Source organism: Pantoea eucalypti (genome assembly GCF_009646115.1).
Lineage (GTDB): Bacteria > Pseudomonadota > Gammaproteobacteria > Enterobacterales > Enterobacteriaceae > Pantoea > Pantoea eucalypti.
This window is the reverse complement of sequence record NZ_CP045720.1, coordinates 986650-1003769: the sequence shown is the minus strand read 5'-3', so window position 1 is coordinate 1003769 and position 17120 is coordinate 986650. Positions and strand designations below refer to the sequence as shown.

The following is a 17120-nucleotide window of genomic DNA, read 5'->3' as shown; positions in this document are numbered from 1 at the left end:
ATGCAAGAGGTCACTCCACAGACACTGATTGCGCTCGATAACCTGTCGAAAACATTTGGTGGTAACCGCGCGCTGAGCGATATCTCCCTGACCTTACTGGCAGGCGAAGTGCACTGTCTCGCTGGCACCAACGGCTGTGGCAAGAGCACTCTGATCAAAGTGATTTCCGGGGTGCACGCCCCGGACAGCGGCAGCCGCATCACCCTGGGCGACGGCGCGCCACTGCCGCGCCTCACTACCCGGCAGGCGCGCGACTTCGGTATCCAGGTGATTTATCAGGATCTGTCGCTGTTTCCCAACCTGAGCGTGGCAGAGAACATCGCCTTTGAGCATAACCTCAACGGCCTGCTGCGCTGGCACCACCGCACGCGGCTGCAGGAAAGCGCGCGCAGCATTATTAATGAGTTAAAGTTCGACCTGAATCTGGATGAAAAGGTCGCAGCGCTCTCCATCGCGCAGCGTCAGCAGGTGGCGATCTGCCGTGCCCTGGTCGCCGATGCGCGGCTGGTGATCATGGATGAACCCACCGCCTCCCTGACCCGAACCGAAGTAAATCAGCTGCTGCGAACCGTACGCTATCTGAAAGACAAAAATATCTGCGTGGTGTTTGTCAGCCACCGGCTTGATGAAGTGCTGGAGATTTCTGACCGCGTTACGGTAATCCGTGACGGGCGCAAAATGGGCTGCTGGCCCGCGCGGGAGATGACACCGCACCACCTGACAGAGCTGATGACCGGTCTGAAACTCGACTATCAGCTGAAAGCGCCGACACGCAACGACAATCGCGCCATTCTGCAGATAGAAGATTTAACCCGCGCCGGCCAGTATCACAACGTCAATTTTAAATTGTATGAAGGCGAGGTGCTTGGGCTGTGCGGCCTGCTCGGCTCCGGACGCACTGAACTGGCACTCTCACTATTCGGCATGACACGTCCCGACAGCGGTAAAATCTGGCTCGACAGTAAGCCGGTACGCTTTCGCGGCCATGAAGATGCAATCAAAGCGGGTATCGGCTATGTGTCGGAAGATCGCCTGACGCTGGGCCTGGTGCAGCAGCAGTCGGTGGCAGACAACATGGTGCTGCCGATCCTCGACAAACTCCAGAACCGGTTTCACCTGATTGATGAATACCGCAAGAACAAGCTGATCCTGCAGTGGATTCAGCAGCTTGGCGTGCGCGTGGCCGATCCGAACCTCGCCATTTCTACCCTCTCCGGCGGCAATCAGCAGAAAATTGTGCTGGCGAAATGGGTGCTGACCCAGCCGCGTATTCTGATCCTCGACTCGCCTACCGTTGGGGTAGATGTGGGTGCCAAGGCCAGTATTTACCAGTTGATCCATGAGCTGGCGAAAGAGGGCCTGTCGATCATTCTGATCTCCGATGAAGTGCCAGAGGTCTGGTACAACTGCGACCGCATCCTGCATTTCCGCGATGGCACGATCCATGCCGAATACCAACCTGATAGCGTCGAGCAGCAGCAGCTGGCGGAGGTGATCAATGCCTGACTTTTCCCGTTTTCGTCCGCACTCCAGTCAGGGCTGGCTCGCCTGGGTACTGCTGGCATTCATTCTGTTTTTCTCGGTTGCCAGCGATCAGTTTCTCACCATGCAGAATCTGCTGGATCTGGCTGAGAGCTATGCCGTCACCGGCATCTTTGCACTGGGTCTGTTTGTGGTGCTGGTCACCGGCGGTATCGATATCTCCTTTGCGGCTGTCGCCTCCGTGGTGCAGTACCTGCTTGCGTCACTCTTTGTGCAGTTCCAGTTCGATAATGCGCTGCTCAGCATTGTGCTGGCGGTGATGTGCGGCACGCTGTTCGGCGTAATCAATGCGCTCCTGATTACCACGCTGCGGGTGGTCTCCATCATCATCACCATCAGCATGCAATCGTTGCTGTTCGGACTGCTGATGTGGGTAACCGGTGGCCGCAGCCTCTATTCGCTGCCGGAGTGGTGGATCACGCTGCGCAACGTGCTGCCGTTCAGCTGGCAGGGAGAGAGCTTTCAGGTGGGCCTGCCCCTGGTCACGATGCTGCTGATTGCTGCAGTAACGGCCCTGCTGCTGAACAAAACCAATCTGGGCCGTCAGCTTTACGCCGTCGGAGGGGATGCGGAGTCAGCCCGTCGTATTGGTATTCGCGTTGGACTGATCCACGTTTTCGCCTATGGCTGGCTGGGCGCGATGGCGGCGATTGGCGGGCTGGTACAGGTCTATCGCATGGGCGAAGTGGTGCCGAATGCGCTGGTTGGCGGTGAGCTTGATGTCCTGGCGGCGACAGTGCTGGGCGGCGCCAGCCTGATGGGCGGCAAAGGCACAGTCAGCGGCACACTGATGGGGGTTTTCCTGATCGCCATTCTGAAGAACGGCCTCAATCTGGTGGGAGTATCGAACTACTTCATGAATATCGTGGTTGGCGGCGTCATCATGATTGCGATCGCCGTGACCCATTACAAAAAACGCAAAGAAACTGACGTCAGTTTCGTGTGACAGAGGGCACTGATGATGAAATCACTGACTGCACTGCGCCCGGACGGCACCAACATCGGCCTGATGCTGCTTATCGCGCTGGCGCTGGCCATCTTTACGGTGATGCTGCCGGGTCGCTTCCTGACCGACTCAACCTTTATGAGTATGGCATTTCAGCTGCCGGAGCTGGGCTTACTCACACTGGCGATGTTTATCGCCATCCTCAGCGGCGGCCTGAACCTTGCCATTATCGCGACCGCTAACCTGACTGCGCTGTTTATCGCCTGGACGCTGATGAGCGCCCTGCCCGCCGGAGCCGGCATGGCGCTGCAATTGCTCTGGCTGTTCATCGCCATCATTGGCGCCATGCTGATCGCCGCCGTAATCGGCGTGGTAACGGGTCTGATGGTAACGCGAATCGGCGCGCACCCGATTCTGGTCACACTCGCAACGATGATGACGCTGAACGGTATCGGTATCTGGCTGACCAAAGGGGCTGCCGTCAGCGGCATGCCGCCGGTGGTACAGGCGCTGGGTGCTGATACGCTGCTGGGTATGCCGCTGCCGCTCTGGGTATTCCTGATCGCCGCCGCGCTACTGGCACTGTTTCTCGGTAAAACCCGCGCGGGAAAATGCATTTACATGGGCGGCAGCAATATCAACGCCACCTGGTTCAGCGGCATCAATACCCATCGCATGGTGATGCTGGTCTATGTGATCTCCAGCCTGCTCTGCGTACTGGCAGGCCTGATTATGATGGCGCGCTTTAACTCCGCGCGCATGGGTTACGGCGATGCTTATCTGTTACTGACGGTGCTGGCGATTATTCTTGGCGGCACCGATCCCAACGGCGGATTCGGTCGCGTCACCGGTGTGGTGCTGGCACTGATTGCGCTGCAGGTACTTTCAACCGGTTTCAATCTGATGAACATCAGTCAGCACGTCAGCCTGGCAATGTGGGGCGCGGTATTGATTGTGGTCCTCGCCTTTAAACAATTTAAAACCCGATTCAACGAACACCGTGCAGTAAAGCTCAGCAGGCTGGCCGCGGTGCTTAATCCTCTGTCTGAAAAGAAGGAAGTATGATGCGTACTCAAATCTCCCCGTCACTGATGTGTATGAACCTGATGGAGATCAAGCACCAGCTACAGGTTCTCGACTCGCGCGCTGACTTTCTTCATGTGGATATCATGGATGGTCATTACGTTAAAAATATAACGCTCTCCCCTTTCTTCATTGAGCAGATCCGTCCTTTCACCCGCGTGGCGATCGACGTGCATCTGATGGTGGAAGAGCCGACTAATTTTATCGAGGCGGTTGCAAAAGCGGGGGCTGACTATATCTGTCCGCACGCGGAGACGATCAACCGCGACGCGTTTCGCGTCATTAATCTGATCCGCAGTTATGGTAAAAAAGTGGGCGTGGTGCTCAATCCAGCCACCCCAATCTCATATATTCAGCACTATATCCATTTGCTCGACAAGATCACCGTGATGACGGTGGATCCGGGCTACGCCGGCCAGCCTTTTATCCCGGAAATGGTTGAAAAGGTGCGTGAGCTGAAAGCACTGAAGCAGCAGCACGGATATCACTATCTGATCGAAATCGACGGCTCCTGTAACACCCGCACTTATCACCAGCTTATTGGCGCGGGCGCAGAAGTCCTGATTGTCGGTACCTCGGGCTTATTTAACATTCATGACGATTTAGCCACCGCGTGGAAGATGATGCGCGACAGCATTGATGAAGCCCAGGGGCTGGCGCAGGTGTCTGCATGAAACCGCGCTGGCTCGGTATCGACATTGGCGGCACCGGTACCCGGCTGCAGCTCATGGAAGCGGGAGGCGTCTGGAGCAGCTTTCGCAAGGTGCCCACCGCCAGCTGGGCCCGGCAGCCGGACGCGCTGCAGGCACTGGCTCAGCTTATTAATGATACGCTGGAACAGCAGCCAGTCAGCGGCATTATGCTGGGCCTGCCGGGTATCCTCAGCCGCGACAGAATGCAGGTGATTTCGCTGCCTTTTATCCAGGCGCTGGACCACCAGCCTGTGGCGGCACGCCTGGCAGCGGAGCTCGGTGTGCCCGTGGCGATGGACAAAGATGTGAACCATCTGATGCTGTGGGATCTGCTGCAGCTGGAGCAACTGCCGGATAACGCCGTCGGCCTCTATCCCGGCACCGGAATGGGCAACAGTCTGTGGCTCAATGGGCAGTTTTATCATGGCGAGCATGGCGGTGCTGGCGAACTGGGGCATGTGCCGGTGGCAGGCAATGATCTTCCCTGCCCGTGCGGTAATCGCGGCTGCGCGGAGACCCTGACCTCAGGCCACTGGCTGAGTCACTGGGCCGCGCTGAACGCCGCTGACACGCCTATTTCTGCGCTGTTTACCCATCACGGCGACCAGCCTGAACTTCAGGCGTTTGTGCGACGACTGGCGCAGCTGATTGCAACTGAGATGAATATACTCGACCCGGAATATCTGATCCTCGGCGGCGGCGTGCTGGCGATGGCTGATTTTCCGCTGGCTTTGCTGCGCAACCAGATTCAGCAGCATCTGCGGCCACCGGTCACGCGCGAAAACCTGAAGATCATTTTCAGCCACTCAACCGACTACACGGGCTGTCGCGGTGCCTGTCTCGCCGCCGAACGCCTGTTCAGGAGCGCAGGATGAAAGGAAAAGTATGTGTTTTCGGTTCCTTTAACCTCGATGTTGTTGCCGTGATGCGTCGCTTTCCACTACCAGGGGAGTCGCTGACAGCGCACAACAGCATGATGGGCGCGGGCGGTAAAGGCGCCAATCAGGCCACGGCGGCGCTGCGCGCTGGTGCTCGGGTGCACTACATCGGTAAAGTGGGCAATGACGATTTTGGCCTTTTCGCGCGACGTCATCTGGAGAAAACCGGCTTTGACGCCATTACGCTGTTTACCTGTAAAGAGAAACCCACCGGTAACGCGCTGATTTACGTCGCAGGCGACGACGCTGAAAATATGATTTCTGTCTATCCGGGCGCCAATACCACCGTGACCGCTGCAGAGGTCACGCGCTGCCAGCCTACGGTAGCCGCTGCCGATATTCTGCTGGTACAGCTGGAAAACAACCTGAGTGCCATTCAACGCATGGTTGATAACGCGCGTGCCAGCGGCACCTTTGTGATTCTCAACCCGGCGCCGTGGCAAAAAATCAGCGATGCGCTGCTGGCAAAGGTTGATTTGCTGACGCCTAACAGCACGGAAGCGAGCCAGCTTAGCGGGGTAACCGTTACTGATTTTGCCAGCGCACGTCGCGCCGCAGAGGTACTGCATCGTAAGGGTGCGCGTCAGGTCATTATCACGCTGGGCATTGCTGGCGCCCTGCTCTCTACACCTGCGCAGCAGCAGCGTATTCCGCTTTTTCCGGCACAGCCGCGCGATACCACAGGTGCTGGCGACGCGTTTAATGGCGCGCTTGCCGCCCGGCTCGCGTCCGGCGAGGATCTGCCCCAGGCGGCGCGATTTGCTGCGGCATTTGCCTCACTCTGTGTCGAACGTGCCGGCGCAGCCGACTCGATGCCCTCGTATGCCGAGGCTTTCGCGCGGCTGCAGGCGCATCCGGAATGTATTATCGAGCCGATTGAGAGCGTAATCGCGTGATGCAGACCGGCAAGCTGATCTTCATCAGTTCCACTCTGAACTCGCGCTGAACAGCGCGAGGCTTTTCAGGAGAGTGCTCATCGGGCACCTCCTCCCGTGCCTGGCAGGAAACCGTCGTGCTGCGACGTGTTGATGGCGTTACAGCCCGGCGATCAGTTATCAGGAGGGGAATCGTTTTTTGCTCAGTATAAAATGCTCAACGCCTGAAGATGTGCGCTGAAGCCCTTCCCCCTTTACAGCTCCCGCCCAAACACGAAATAATCTCCTTTTGAGCCATGCCACGAACGACGGTGAGGCCTTAACGTAACTTCAACGCTGCGGACACCCTATGAATAACGAAATTTCTCTCAAATATTATGATGTCGCAGATGAGTATGCGACGGAGTCTGCTAAGCCGGTAAGCGAAGCTGAACGTACCCCGCTGGCCCATTACTTCCAGCTGCTGATCACCCGTTTGATGAACAACGAAGAGATCAGTGAAGCGTCGCAGCAGGATATGGCGCGTGAAGCCGGCATTGATGAGCAGCGTATTGATGATATCGCGGAGTTCCTGAACCGCTGGGGCAACGAGTAACTGTTACTCATCGCCAGACGAGTGAGCGCCATACCGTCGCTCCCTGGCGCAGCTGAAAATTATCATCCAGACTTATATAGTCTGTGCAGGCATTGTGTTTTACACTGCGCGCTGTAAAAAACTGAGTAGATTAAGCAGGCAAAAATGGCGATGAACGGAACGATCACAACGTGGTTTGAAGATAAAGGTTTTGGCTTTATCAAAGATGAAAACGGCGATAACCGCTATTTTCATGTGATTAAGGTCGCCAACCCTGACCTGATCAAAAAAGATGCGGCGGTGACCTTTGAACCCACCACCAACAACAAAGGCTTATCTGCCTATGCGGTGAAAGTCGCGCCGACAAGCAAATACATCTACATCGCAGGCGAGCGGCTGAAGATCACCTCGATCAAATCTTACCTGGTCTACAGCGAAGAAGTCCCGGTCGATGCCGGTGTCGATAAAGAGAACGCGGTGCTGTCAGTCGGCCTGTTGCTGAATAACATCCGGCCGAAATCTGACACGAAAGCGAATGAAATGCGCTCGCTGAAAAAGCTGGCGGTCACCACATTCCAGGGAACCACGCTGACCTTCTCTGAAGATGAGATCGACATCGACAGCACGGTTAACGTGCTTAAAAGCCTGAAATAATCCCGCAGGTGGGCCAGTTTTCTGTGAGCAGGATGCTGGCCTGACAGACCGCTTCGGTCTGCTCTACAGGTTTTTCCCCGGATACATCATCCCTGCCAGCTGTGCGCAGTGGCCAGAAAACGATACTCGTGCAGACAAAACTGCCCTGCTCTTCCAGCTAATCCATTGTTTATGAAAAAACAAAGGTCAAACGCGCTGGTCATCAAGGATCATCCCCATAAAGCTACATTCCAGGGTAGAATCAGATTCTTTGTTCAGTCATTGCCAATATTTCCATCATCGCAAATTGATACGAAAAGTGGGTGAAATAAGGTATAAAGCCGCATGAAAATCCCAAACAGAATCCAGCCACTGGTCGATGACGGCCTGATTGACGATGTCCTGCAGCGGCTGAAAAGCGGCAAAGAAGCAGACGTCTATACCGTGCTTTGCGGCGGCAAGGTGCAGTGCGCCAAAGTCTATAAAGAAGCGACTCAGCGTAGCTTCAAGCAGGCGGTGCAGTATCAGGAAGGACGTAAAACCCGCAACAGCCGTAACGCCCGCGCCATGCAGAAAGGCACGAAATTTGGCCGTAAGCAGCAGGAAGAGTCCTGGCAGACTGCCGAAGTAGACGCATTGTTCCGCCTGGCTAACGCCGGTGTTCGTGTACCTCAGCCTTATCTCTGCATCGACGGTGTGTTACTGATGGAGCTGGTGACTGACGCCAACGGTGCGGTTGCGCCGCGCCTCAGCGATGTCATGCTCTCCGAAGAGCAGGCAATCACCGATTTCAACACCATGATCCGTAACATCGTTCGCATGCTCTGTGCAGGTATCGTGCATGGTGACTTATCCGAGTTCAACGTGCTGCTGGACGATCAGGGACCGGTGATTATTGACCTGCCCCAGGCGGTTGATGCGGCGGCCAATAACCATGCCGAGTCGATGTTCGAACGTGACGTAAACAACATCACTTCATACTATGGTCAGTTCGCTCCGCAGCTGCTTAAGACGCGCTATGCCAAAGAGATCTGGTTGCTGTATGAGGATGGCAAGCTCACACCAGAAACGCCGCTTACCGGAGAGTTTGTGGAAGAGGAGCGCGTGGTTGATATGGATTCGCTGATGGATGAGATCATCACTGCAGAGGATGAATATTACGAACGCCAGCGTGCCAGCCGTGAGCGCGACGAAGAGTAATCGCCCATTAATAAAAAAGGCAGTGAGTCGCCTCGCTGCCTTTTAATGTTCGCAGTTTTACAACGCTATCATCGCACCACGACCGTCAGCGCAATCAGAGTTAAGCCGATAATCATCACGCCAACAAAAACTTTATCGAGCCTGCCTTTTTTCATCTTCTCCTCCCTAGAACCACTGACCAAACCTGCGGATGTAGACATGTTTCATTCCCTGCGCCACCAGGCAGTAGCTGAACAGCGTCAGCACCAGCCACGGGAAGTATTGCCATGGCAGTGGCACCAGACCGACCATCGCGCCCAGCGGTGAGAACGGAATCAGGATGCCCAGCGCCATAATCGTCAGCGTGGTCAGCATCACCGGTAAGGTGGCGCGACTCTGGATAAACGGAATCTTCCGGGTACGCAGCATATGCACTACCAGCGTCTGTGACAGCAATCCCTCGATAAACCAGCCGGACTGGAACAGCGACTGCACGCCCGCATGATTCGCGCCAAAAACGAACCACATCAGCGCAAAGGTCGTGACGTCAAAAATTGACGACGTCGGCCCCATCCACAGCATGAAGCGTTTAATGTTGCCGGCATCCCATTTACGCGGCTTATTCAGAAACTCACGGTCAACCTTGTCCCACGGCAGTGCCAGCTGGGAAATGTCATACATCAGGTTCTGAATCAGCAGATGAATGGAGAGCATCGGCAAAAACGGAATAAAAGCACTGGCCACCAGCAGCGAGAAAACATTGCCGAAGTTGGAACTGGCGGTCATGTTCAGGTACTTGATGATGTTGCCAAAGGTCTCGCGTCCTTTGAGGACACCTTCATTCAGTACCTGTAAATCTTTCTCCAGCAGGATGATGTCCGAGGAGGCTTTCGCCACATCTGCCGCGCTGTCCACGGAAATCCCGGTATCCGCCGCCCGGAGTGCAGGCGCGTCATTAATGCCATCTCCCAGGAAACCGACGGTGTGACCATTCTGCTGCATCAGCCGCACCAGACGTGATTTCTGCAGCGGCGTCAGCTGGGCAAACAGCGTGCAACGTTCCACTTCCTGCGCCAGTTCGTCATCGTTCATCGCCTCAATCTGATCGCCGGTCAGCATCGCCGGATCGGTCAGTCCGACATCGGCGCAGACACGCAGCGTCACCAATGGGTTGTCGCCGGTCAGCACTTTCACCGCCACACCACTGTCGCGCAGGGCTTTAATCGCTTTACCCGCGCTGGCTTTTGGCGGATCGCGGAAGGTCAGCATGCCCTGAATAACCAGATCGCGCTCGTCACTGTCGTTGAGCGGCGCGCGCAGCTCCTCATCACGGGTTGCCACGAGCAGCACACGATAACCCTGCTGATGATAGTGTTCGGTCTGTGTCAGCAGCGCCGCTCGCTGCGCCGCATCCAGTGCAACGACCGCATCGCCCTTGCGCACGGCGATACTTACCGCCAGCATCTCTTTGACTGCGCCTTTGCAGATCAGCTGTGAACGATGCTGAGCCAGATCTTCCACCAGCACTGAAACCCGGCGGCGATCAAAATCAAACGGCAACTCATCCACCAGTTGAAACTGGCTGCGCAGAGACTGCGAAATGATTTTATCGCCCGCGCTGAGTACGGCGCGGTCCATCAGGTTTTTCGCGCCACTCTGGCTGCTGCCGTTCAGCCATGCCAGCAGCAGGACCTGAGCATCTTCATTGCCCTGTGCATCCAGATGATGCGCCAGCAGAATGGTGTCCTGAGTCAGCGTGCCGGTTTTATCCGTGCAGAGCACGTCCATTGCCCCAAGGTTCTGAATGGCATTGAGCTTTTTAACGATGACTTTGCGACGAGACATCGCAATTGCGCCTTTGGCCAGGTTGGCGCTGACAATCATCGGCAGCATTTCCGGGGTCAGCCCGACCGCAACCGCCAGTGCAAATAGCGTGGCATCCATCCAGTCACCTTTGGTGAAGCCATTTATCAGCAGCACCACCGGCACCATCACCAGCATAAAGCGGATCAGCAGTTTGCTGACGCTATTCACCCCGCGATCAAATGCAGTTTGCGGACGGCTTCCGGTCAGCGATGAGGCCAGCGAGCCAAACCAGGTTTCGCCACCGGTCGCGACGACGACGGCGCTGGCTGTACCGCTGGCTACGCTGGTACCCATCAGGCAGATATTCGCTGACGCCAGCAGCTCTTTAGCAGTCTGGCCTGTGCCGTCAATACCCGCATCACTGCTGTGTTTCTCAACCGGCAGCGACTCGCCGGTCAGCACCGCTTCACTGATAAACAGGTTACGTGAACTCAGGAGGCGCACATCGGCTGGCACCTGGTCGCCGGTGCTGAGCAGAATGATATCGCCCGGCACCAGTTCACTCATATCCACATCCTGGCGCTGTGCGGTTTCGCTGTCCGCCTCACGCCGCAGCACGGTAACCTGGCTACGAACCAGTGACTGCAGCGCCTGCGCCGCACGGTTGGTGCGAAACTCCTGCCAGAAGCGCAGCAGCCCGCTCAACATCACCATGGTGCAGATGATGATCACCCCGGAAAGATCGGTCTCCTGACCGGCGCGCAGCGGCAGCCAGTAGTCCGTTACAAAACTCACCAGCGCCAGGACCAGCAATACGTAGATAAACGGGTTATTAAACGCCATCAGCAGCTGAATCAGCGCCGGTGGCGCTTTCTCATGCGCGACTTCATTGCGGCCGTACAGGCTCAGGCGTTTCGCCGCTTCAGCCTGAGTCAGGCCCTGGTGGTGGCTGCGCAGGTTTGCCAGCGTCGTCTCAATGTGCTGGCCTGCCTGCTGTGCCACAGCAAACATTTTTTTACTTTTTTTATCGTTACGGTTGCCGGATGAAGTGATCGCAACCTGCTCCAGTTTCATGTCGCTCATTTCGACATCTCCCTGATTTAAAGCAATAGTTGTCCTGCACGCAAAATAAGGTGCATGGATAAAACCTGGCGAAGCCGGGTTATTTAATGCGGTGACCTTCAGGAATAATCACGTTATTCCGCCTGCACGCAAAATAATGATGCGCACAGGATTAGCCGACGTCGGTTAAACGCAGCATGTTGAAAGTCTGAGATCGTCAATCGGGCGTAGCCTGCGCTACGCCAATCGGGGCGGAGGAAAAAGAGCGAATATAAACAGCAGCATAACGCGCACTCCTGTGAATGACAGGATTTAAAAAAGGAGCGCGATCGTTAATTAAAGCGGGGATCGCTGCTCGCCGGTTGGCAAGCAGCAAAGAAAATTCAGCTTGCCAGAATTAAAGTTAATCGGGTATCACTGTCCAACTGAATTCTCCTGAAATTATCTGCAGCCATTATAAAGAGCGTCTGGCTGCGGTAAAGCAATAATAACCTGAATAATGGTTTCGTTGAGGTTTTGTTTCTGCTCAGCTTACCGCTTCGTTAACAGAGTGGCGATCTTCTTATAACCAGCAGGTAACCCTTATAACCTTTTGGCATATGATTAGCCCATATTCGACTATTCTTCACACCGGCCCTTTCGTAAACTCGCGTAACTTTTTAGAGGCAAGGAAATTTCATGAAAACTATAATTCCATCACTGCTGGCGCTGACGCTGGCTGGCGCCTTCACAGCACAGGCCGCAACACCAAAAGATACGCTGGTAATTGCACAATCTACTGACGACGCCGACAGCTTCGATCCGGCCAAAGGGTTTGAACTGACCAGCGTTCAGGCTTTTACAAACATCTATCAGCGTCTGGTCCAGTCCGATCCGCAGAACCCGGTGGACCTGAAGCCTACTCTGGCGACCTCATGGCAGCCCGGCAGCGACAACCGCAGCCTGACCTTTGAACTGCGCAAAGATGCGAAATTCTCTACCGGCAACCCACTGCGTCCGGAAGATGTGATCTTCTCGCTGGGCCGCGTGGTAAAGCTGAACCTCGATCCCTCTTTCATCCTGACACAGCTTGGCTGGACTAAAGATAACGTCGACGGCTTCCTGAAGAAGGTCGACGACAATCACGTGCAGATTAGCTGGACGGCTAACGTCAGCCCGACCTACGTGCTGAGCCTGCTCTCTGCCCCGGTTTCTTCCATCATTGATGAAAAAACCGCGATGGCGAACGCGAAGAACGGCGATTTTGGTAACGCCTGGCTGGCAACTCACTCTGCGGGCAGCGGTCCGTATCAGATCCGTAAAGTGGTAATGCATCAGGTGGTACTGCTCAGCGCTAACCCGACCTCACCGGCGGGCGCGCCAAAGATGAAAAATATCCTGATCAAAAACGTACCGGAACCGGCTGCGCGTCGTCTGCTGCTGGAACAGGGCGATGCCGATATCGCCCGTAACCTGGGTGCCGATCAGATCGCTGCGCTGAACGGCAAGAAAGGCGTGAAGACGGAAGCGATTCCCATGGCGTCGCTCTACTACATCCAGTTCAACATCGGCGCAAACGAGACGATGAAGAATCCGGCCTTCTGGGAAGCAGCACGCTACCTGTGGGATTACAAAGGTATTGCCAACGAACTGCTGAAAGGCCAGTTTGACGTGCATCAGAGCTTCCTGCCGAAGGGCTTCCTGGGCGCAATCAACGACACGCCATACAGCTACGATCCGGAAAAAGCCAAAGCGATTCTGAAGAAAGCGGGCCTGAGCAACGTGACCTTCAAGCTCTCTACCAGCAACCAGCCGCCTTATCTGGATATCGCACAGGCGCTGCAGGGCAGCTTCGCCAAAGCAGGCGTGAAAGTGGAAGTGGTGCCGGGCCTGAGCTCAGAAGTGTCGACCAATGTGAAAGCGCATAAATATGAAGCGACGCTGAACGCCTGGGGTTCTGACTACTTCGATCCCAATACCAATGCCGCCTCGTTTGCTTACAACCCGGAAGATGGCAGCAAAACCATCGCTTATCGTTCAGACTGGCATATTCCTGAGCTGAACAAGCAGGTGATTGCGGCGACAGCAGAAAGCGATCCGAAAAAACGCGTGGCGCTGTATGAAGCAATGCAGCGTGAAGTAATGAAAAATTCACCTTACGTGATTGGGATGCAGGCGAAGAACCTGATCGCCCTGCGCGACAACCTGAAAGGCTACGTGCAGGGTATCAACCCTGACATGGTGTATTATTCGCAGGTTACTAAGTAATGGCACAGTCTGTCCCTTCAGCCGGGTTCGCCCGGCTTTTTTGGCAGCGTGGCGGACGGCTGATCGGTAGCGTATTGTCGCTGCTGGTCACGTTGCTTGGCCTGCTTGCCTTCACCTTTATGCTATCGCATCTGTCGCCGATTGATCCGGTGCAGCAGATTGCCGGCGATCACGCCAGTGAAGCGACTTACGCGCAGGTGCGTCATGACCTGGGTCTCGACGAGCCGGTGCTGATGCAGTTCTGGCGCTATGTCGAACATCTGGCGCACGGCGATCTGGGTGTCTCCCGTCTGACCAATCAGTCGGTGAGTGGCGATCTGATGTCCACGTTCCCGGCCACCATTGAGCTGGCGACCTGCGCGATGATCTTCGCGGTGGTATTCGGCGTCGCGCTGGCGCTGCTGGCGGCCTGGAAACCGGGCAGCTGGATCGATAACCTCGCCCGCTTTATCTCGCTGCTGGGCTACTCGGTGCCGGTGTTCTGGCTCGGCCTGCTGGGTCTGCTGCTCTTTTATGCGGTGCTGCACTGGTCCGCCGGACCGGGACGACTGGATGATATCTGGGTCTATACCCTTGAGCCGAAAACCGGCTTTGTGCTGATCGACAGCTGGCTCTCAGGTGAACCGGAGATGTTCCGCAACGCGATTGCGCACCTCTGGCTGCCGGTGGTGATTCTCGGTCTGCTGGCGATGGCGGGCATTACCCGCCTGCTGCGTGCGGCGCTGCTGGAAGAGAGCAGTAAAGAGTATGTGGTGCTGGCGCGTGCCAAAGGTGCCGGTCGGGTGCGCATCCTGCTGCGCCATATATTCCCTAACGTGCTGGGCACGCTGGTTACGGTGATCGCCCTCTCCTACGCCACGCTGCTGGAAGGCTCGGTGCTAACCGAAACCGTCTTCGCCTGGCCGGGAGTGGGTCGCTATATGACCAATGCGCTGTTCTCCGGCGATGTGCCGGCGATTCTGGGCTCAACCCTGTTGATTGGCAGCTGCTTTATCCTGATTAACACCCTGGCAGATGTTTTAACCTGGTTAACCGATCCGAGAACCCGATGACGCAACAACTCTCTGAACTCGAAACGCTACGGCCACGCCGTCGCCGTCAACGCGTGACCTCGTTAACCGTTGGCCTGACGCTGGTCGCGATTCTTATCCTGATGGCGCTGCTGGCACCGCTGATTGCACCTTTCGACCCGAATGTGCAGACCATGTCGAGCCGCCTGCTGGCGCCGTCAGCACAGCACTGGTTTGGCACCGATGGCTTTGGCCGCGATCTGCTGTCGCGCGTGATTTACGGCACACGCCCTACGCTGCTGCTGGTATCGCTGATTCTGGTGCTGACTATTCCGGCCGGACTGCTGATCGGCATCACCGCCGGTTACGTTGGCGGCTGGACCGAACGCCTGCTGATGCGCATCACCGATATTTTCCTGTCGCTGCCCAACCTGGTAATCGCGCTGGCGCTGGTGGCGATTCTCGGCCCTGGCCTGATGAACGGCGCGCTGGCACTGGCGCTGACCAGCTGGCCGCCGTTTGCCCGTCAGGCACGCGCTGAAACGCTGGCACTGCGCCGCAGCGATTACCTCGCCGCCGCGCGGATGCAGGGCATTACGGGCTTTCGCCTGATGTTCGGTCATATCCTGCCGCTCTGCATGCCGACGGCGGTGGTCCGCGCTGCGCTAAGCCTGGGCGGGATTATCCTGGCTGCTGCCGGACTCGGTTTCCTCGGTATGGGCGTTCAGCCGCCGACGGCTGAATGGGGCTCAATGGTCGCCGAAGGCAGTAAAGTGATCTTCGATCAGTGGTGGGTTGCGGCTGCACCGGGTGCGGCGATTCTGTTTGCCAGCCTGGCCTTTAACCTGACAGGCGATGGCCTGCGCGACCGACTGGATACCCGTCATGCAAAATAATCTGCTCCTTGCCGAAGGGCTGACCATTCGCAGTGATGAAGCACTGCTGGTCGATAACATCAGCTTTTCCGTGGGCCGCGAACGTGTGGCGCTGGTCGGTGAGTCCGGCTCCGGGAAGTCGCTGACCGCCCGCAGCCTGATGGGACTGCTCTCGCCCGCGCTGCATCTGCAGGCCAGCCAGCTTCAGGTGGCCGGTGAGAATGCGCTGACGCTGAGTGAGCGTCACTGGAACCAGCTGCGCGGTAACCGCGTGGCGATGGTGATGCAGGACCCGAAATATGCCCTTAATCCGACGCGCACCATTGGCTGGCAGGTGGAAGAACCGCTGATGCTGCATCGCCGCCTGAGCCGTGCCGAGCGTAAAGAGAAAGTGTGTGAGATGCTGGATGCGGTCGGCCTGCCCGATCCGCGTCGGCTGATGCAGCAGTATCCGCATCAGCTCTCGGGCGGCATGGGCCAGCGTGTGATGCTGGCAATCGCACTGATCACCGATCCTGACTTCCTGATCGCTGATGAACCCACCTCTGCACTGGATCATGCCATGCGCGATCAGGTGCTGGCGCTGATTCGCGGTCTGGTGGAAGCGCGTAACATGGGTCTGCTGCTGATCAGCCACGATTTGCAGCAGGTTTCGGAACATTGCGAGCGGGTGATGGTGATGTACAAAGGCCGGTTGCTGGATACGCTGCCCGCCGCTGAACTGCCTCACGCGACCCATCCTTACACCCGCACACTGTGGGCCTGCCGTCCGGGTAAAGCGACCCACGGACAGACTTTACCGGTGCTGGATCGCGCTGCGCTGGAGGCGAATTATGATTGAGTTACACAATCTCAGCGTCGCCCACAAACAGGGTTATGACCTTCGCACCGTGGTGCATGAGGTTAATCTTGAGGTTAACGCGGGCGAGTGTTTTGGTCTGGTGGGTCCTTCGGGCTGCGGCAAATCGTCACTGCTGTGGGTGCTGGCAGGTCTGAACCCACACTGGCAGGGCCAGATGCAGCTTGCCGGTCATACTGTTCAGCCGGGCAAAGCCTTTACCGGTGCGCTGCGTCAGGAAGTGCAGATGGTGTTCCAGGACCCTTATGCCTCGCTGCATCCGCGTCACCGGCTGCGTCGCACCCTGTCGGAGCCGCTGAAGCTGCTGAAACGCGAGAATATCAACGATCGTATCGATCAGGGTTTCCGTCACGTCGGACTCGATCCTGCACTGGCAGATCGCTATCCACATCAGCTCTCCGGCGGTCAGCGTCAGCGCGTCGCCATCGTGCGCGCCCTGCTGCTGCAGCCAAAGATCCTGCTGCTGGATGAGCCGACATCTGCACTGGATATGTCAGTGCAGGCGGAGATCCTCAACCTGCTCAACGATCTGAAACAGCAGGATGGTCTGACAATGGTGCTGGTCAGCCACGATCCCGATGTTATCGATCATATGTGCGATCGCGCAGTGCGTATGGCACAGGGCCGCATCATCGAACAGATCTCTGCCTGAAACCCGGCCGGACGGCGTTAATCTGCCGTCCGGCGCTGTTTCACTCGTCGCGCATTTCGTAACTCGCCTCTTAATCGGCATTAACCCCTCTTCTCTCCTGCCGGACGGTGTGTGGTTCTCTCACAGCCATCTTGATTGCCACGCTAC

At 56.7% G+C, this 17120-nt stretch carries 16 protein-coding genes; 14 read left to right on the top strand and 2 right to left on the bottom strand.

What is annotated here, in order from left to right:
- The 9 genes from EE896_RS04735 to EE896_RS04695 all read left to right on the top strand — a co-directional run bounded on the left by EE896_RS04735 (position 1) and on the right by EE896_RS04695 (position 8483).
- Positions 1-1506 carry a sugar ABC transporter ATP-binding protein gene (locus EE896_RS04735; protein WP_140915750.1) on the top strand — a complete coding sequence of 502 codons (1506 nt, stop codon included), beginning with the start codon at positions 1-3 and terminating at the stop codon, positions 1504-1506.
- Entirely contained in the window at positions 1499-2488 is a 990-nt protein-coding gene (locus tag EE896_RS04730) for an ABC transporter permease (RefSeq protein ID WP_008926751.1), read from the top strand. Before EE896_RS04735 ends, EE896_RS04730 begins: the two co-directional genes overlap by 8 nt.
- 15 nt (positions 2489-2503) lie before the next feature.
- A complete protein-coding gene (locus tag EE896_RS04725; RefSeq protein WP_105099276.1) occupies positions 2504-3553 on the top strand; it encodes an ABC transporter permease in 1050 nt (349 codons plus the stop codon).
- Positions 3553-4245 carry a D-allulose 6-phosphate 3-epimerase gene (gene alsE, locus EE896_RS04720; RefSeq protein ID WP_003850331.1) on the top strand — a complete coding sequence of 231 codons (693 nt, stop codon included), beginning with the start codon at positions 3553-3555 and terminating at the stop codon, positions 4243-4245. The genes EE896_RS04725 and alsE overlap by 1 nt, the downstream gene beginning before the upstream one ends.
- The gene (gene alsK / locus EE896_RS04715; RefSeq protein ID WP_140915751.1) at positions 4242-5138 is read left to right on the top strand and encodes an allose kinase; all 897 of its coding nucleotides are present in this window, start codon (positions 4242-4244) and stop codon (positions 5136-5138) included. Before alsE ends, alsK begins: the two co-directional genes overlap by 4 nt.
- The gene (locus EE896_RS04710; RefSeq protein WP_003850334.1) at positions 5135-6097 is read left to right on the top strand and encodes a ribokinase; all 963 of its coding nucleotides are present in this window, start codon (positions 5135-5137) and stop codon (positions 6095-6097) included. The genes alsK and EE896_RS04710 overlap by 4 nt, the downstream gene beginning before the upstream one ends.
- A 328-nt stretch (positions 6098-6425) precedes the next feature.
- On the top strand, positions 6426-6671 hold the full coding sequence (locus EE896_RS04705) for a YmjA family protein (RefSeq protein WP_003850337.1): 246 nt from the start codon (positions 6426-6428) through the stop codon (positions 6669-6671).
- 144 nt (positions 6672-6815) lie between these two features.
- A complete protein-coding gene (locus EE896_RS04700) occupies positions 6816-7304 on the top strand; it encodes a cold-shock protein (RefSeq protein ID WP_003850339.1) in 489 nt (162 codons plus the stop codon).
- 324 nt (positions 7305-7628) lie between these two features.
- Positions 7629-8483, top strand: coding sequence for a PA4780 family RIO1-like protein kinase (locus EE896_RS04695; protein ID WP_003850345.1), 855 nt, complete (start codon positions 7629-7631; stop codon positions 8481-8483).
- Positions 8484-8551: 68 nt separating this feature from the next.
- Here EE896_RS04695 and mgtU read toward each other — a convergent pair whose 3' ends face one another.
- Positions 8552-8683 (bottom strand): magnesium transporter protection protein MgtU, encoded by a 132-nt coding sequence (gene mgtU, locus EE896_RS22760; RefSeq protein WP_008926754.1) that lies wholly within the window; start codon positions 8681-8683, stop codon positions 8552-8554.
- Positions 8649-11351 carry a magnesium-translocating P-type ATPase gene (mgtA, locus tag EE896_RS04690; protein ID WP_003850349.1) on the bottom strand — a complete coding sequence of 901 codons (2703 nt, stop codon included), beginning with the start codon at positions 11349-11351 and terminating at the stop codon, positions 8649-8651. Before mgtA ends, mgtU begins: the two co-directional genes overlap by 35 nt.
- 657 nt (positions 11352-12008) lie before the next feature.
- Here mgtA and EE896_RS04685 point away from each other — a divergent pair.
- From EE896_RS04685 to EE896_RS04665, 5 genes are read left to right on the top strand one after another with little or no spacing between them, the layout of a single operon-like run.
- Complete coding sequence (locus EE896_RS04685) at positions 12009-13577, top strand: ABC transporter substrate-binding protein (protein WP_008926756.1); 1569 nt, start codon at positions 12009-12011, stop codon at positions 13575-13577.
- On the top strand, positions 13577-14629 hold the full coding sequence (locus EE896_RS04680; RefSeq protein WP_003850352.1) for an ABC transporter permease: 1053 nt from the start codon (positions 13577-13579) through the stop codon (positions 14627-14629). Before EE896_RS04685 ends, EE896_RS04680 begins: the two co-directional genes overlap by 1 nt.
- Positions 14626-15483 (top strand): ABC transporter permease, encoded by an 858-nt coding sequence (locus EE896_RS04675; RefSeq protein WP_140915752.1) that lies wholly within the window; start codon positions 14626-14628, stop codon positions 15481-15483. The genes EE896_RS04680 and EE896_RS04675 overlap by 4 nt, the downstream gene beginning before the upstream one ends.
- Positions 15473-16303, top strand: coding sequence for an ABC transporter ATP-binding protein (locus tag EE896_RS04670; protein ID WP_140915753.1), 831 nt, complete (start codon positions 15473-15475; stop codon positions 16301-16303). Before EE896_RS04675 ends, EE896_RS04670 begins: the two co-directional genes overlap by 11 nt.
- A complete protein-coding gene (locus EE896_RS04665; RefSeq protein WP_105098873.1) occupies positions 16296-16973 on the top strand; it encodes an ABC transporter ATP-binding protein in 678 nt (225 codons plus the stop codon). The genes EE896_RS04670 and EE896_RS04665 overlap by 8 nt, the downstream gene beginning before the upstream one ends.
- Positions 16974-17120 lie beyond the last annotated feature (147 nt).

Bases quoted from the DNA above. Each gene is read 5' to 3' on its own strand.
- EE896_RS04665 (WP_105098873.1), top strand. From the start codon at position 16,296: ATGATTGAGTTACACAATCTCAGCGTCGCCCACAAACAGGGTTATGAC.
- EE896_RS04735 (WP_140915750.1), top strand. From the start codon at position 1: ATGCAAGAGGTCACTCCACAGACACTGATTGCGCTCGATAACCTGTCG.
- mgtU (WP_008926754.1), bottom strand. From the start codon at position 8,683: ATGTCTACATCCGCAGGTTTGGTCAGTGGTTCTAGGGAGGAGAAGATG.
- EE896_RS04675 (WP_140915752.1), top strand. From the start codon at position 14,626: ATGACGCAACAACTCTCTGAACTCGAAACGCTACGGCCACGCCGTCGC.
- EE896_RS04710 (WP_003850334.1), top strand. From the start codon at position 5,135: ATGAAAGGAAAAGTATGTGTTTTCGGTTCCTTTAACCTCGATGTTGTT.
- EE896_RS04685 (WP_008926756.1), top strand. From the start codon at position 12,009: ATGAAAACTATAATTCCATCACTGCTGGCGCTGACGCTGGCTGGCGCC.
- EE896_RS04680 (WP_003850352.1), top strand. From the start codon at position 13,577: ATGGCACAGTCTGTCCCTTCAGCCGGGTTCGCCCGGCTTTTTTGGCAG.
- alsK (WP_140915751.1), top strand. From the start codon at position 4,242: ATGAAACCGCGCTGGCTCGGTATCGACATTGGCGGCACCGGTACCCGG.
- EE896_RS04700 (WP_003850339.1), top strand. From the start codon at position 6,816: ATGGCGATGAACGGAACGATCACAACGTGGTTTGAAGATAAAGGTTTT.
- EE896_RS04730 (WP_008926751.1), top strand. From the start codon at position 1,499: ATGCCTGACTTTTCCCGTTTTCGTCCGCACTCCAGTCAGGGCTGGCTC.
- EE896_RS04670 (WP_140915753.1), top strand. From the start codon at position 15,473: ATGCAAAATAATCTGCTCCTTGCCGAAGGGCTGACCATTCGCAGTGAT.
- EE896_RS04725 (WP_105099276.1), top strand. From the start codon at position 2,504: ATGAAATCACTGACTGCACTGCGCCCGGACGGCACCAACATCGGCCTG.
- mgtA (WP_003850349.1), bottom strand. From the start codon at position 11,351: ATGAGCGACATGAAACTGGAGCAGGTTGCGATCACTTCATCCGGCAAC.
- EE896_RS04705 (WP_003850337.1), top strand. From the start codon at position 6,426: ATGAATAACGAAATTTCTCTCAAATATTATGATGTCGCAGATGAGTAT.
- EE896_RS04695 (WP_003850345.1), top strand. From the start codon at position 7,629: ATGAAAATCCCAAACAGAATCCAGCCACTGGTCGATGACGGCCTGATT.
- alsE (WP_003850331.1), top strand. From the start codon at position 3,553: ATGCGTACTCAAATCTCCCCGTCACTGATGTGTATGAACCTGATGGAG.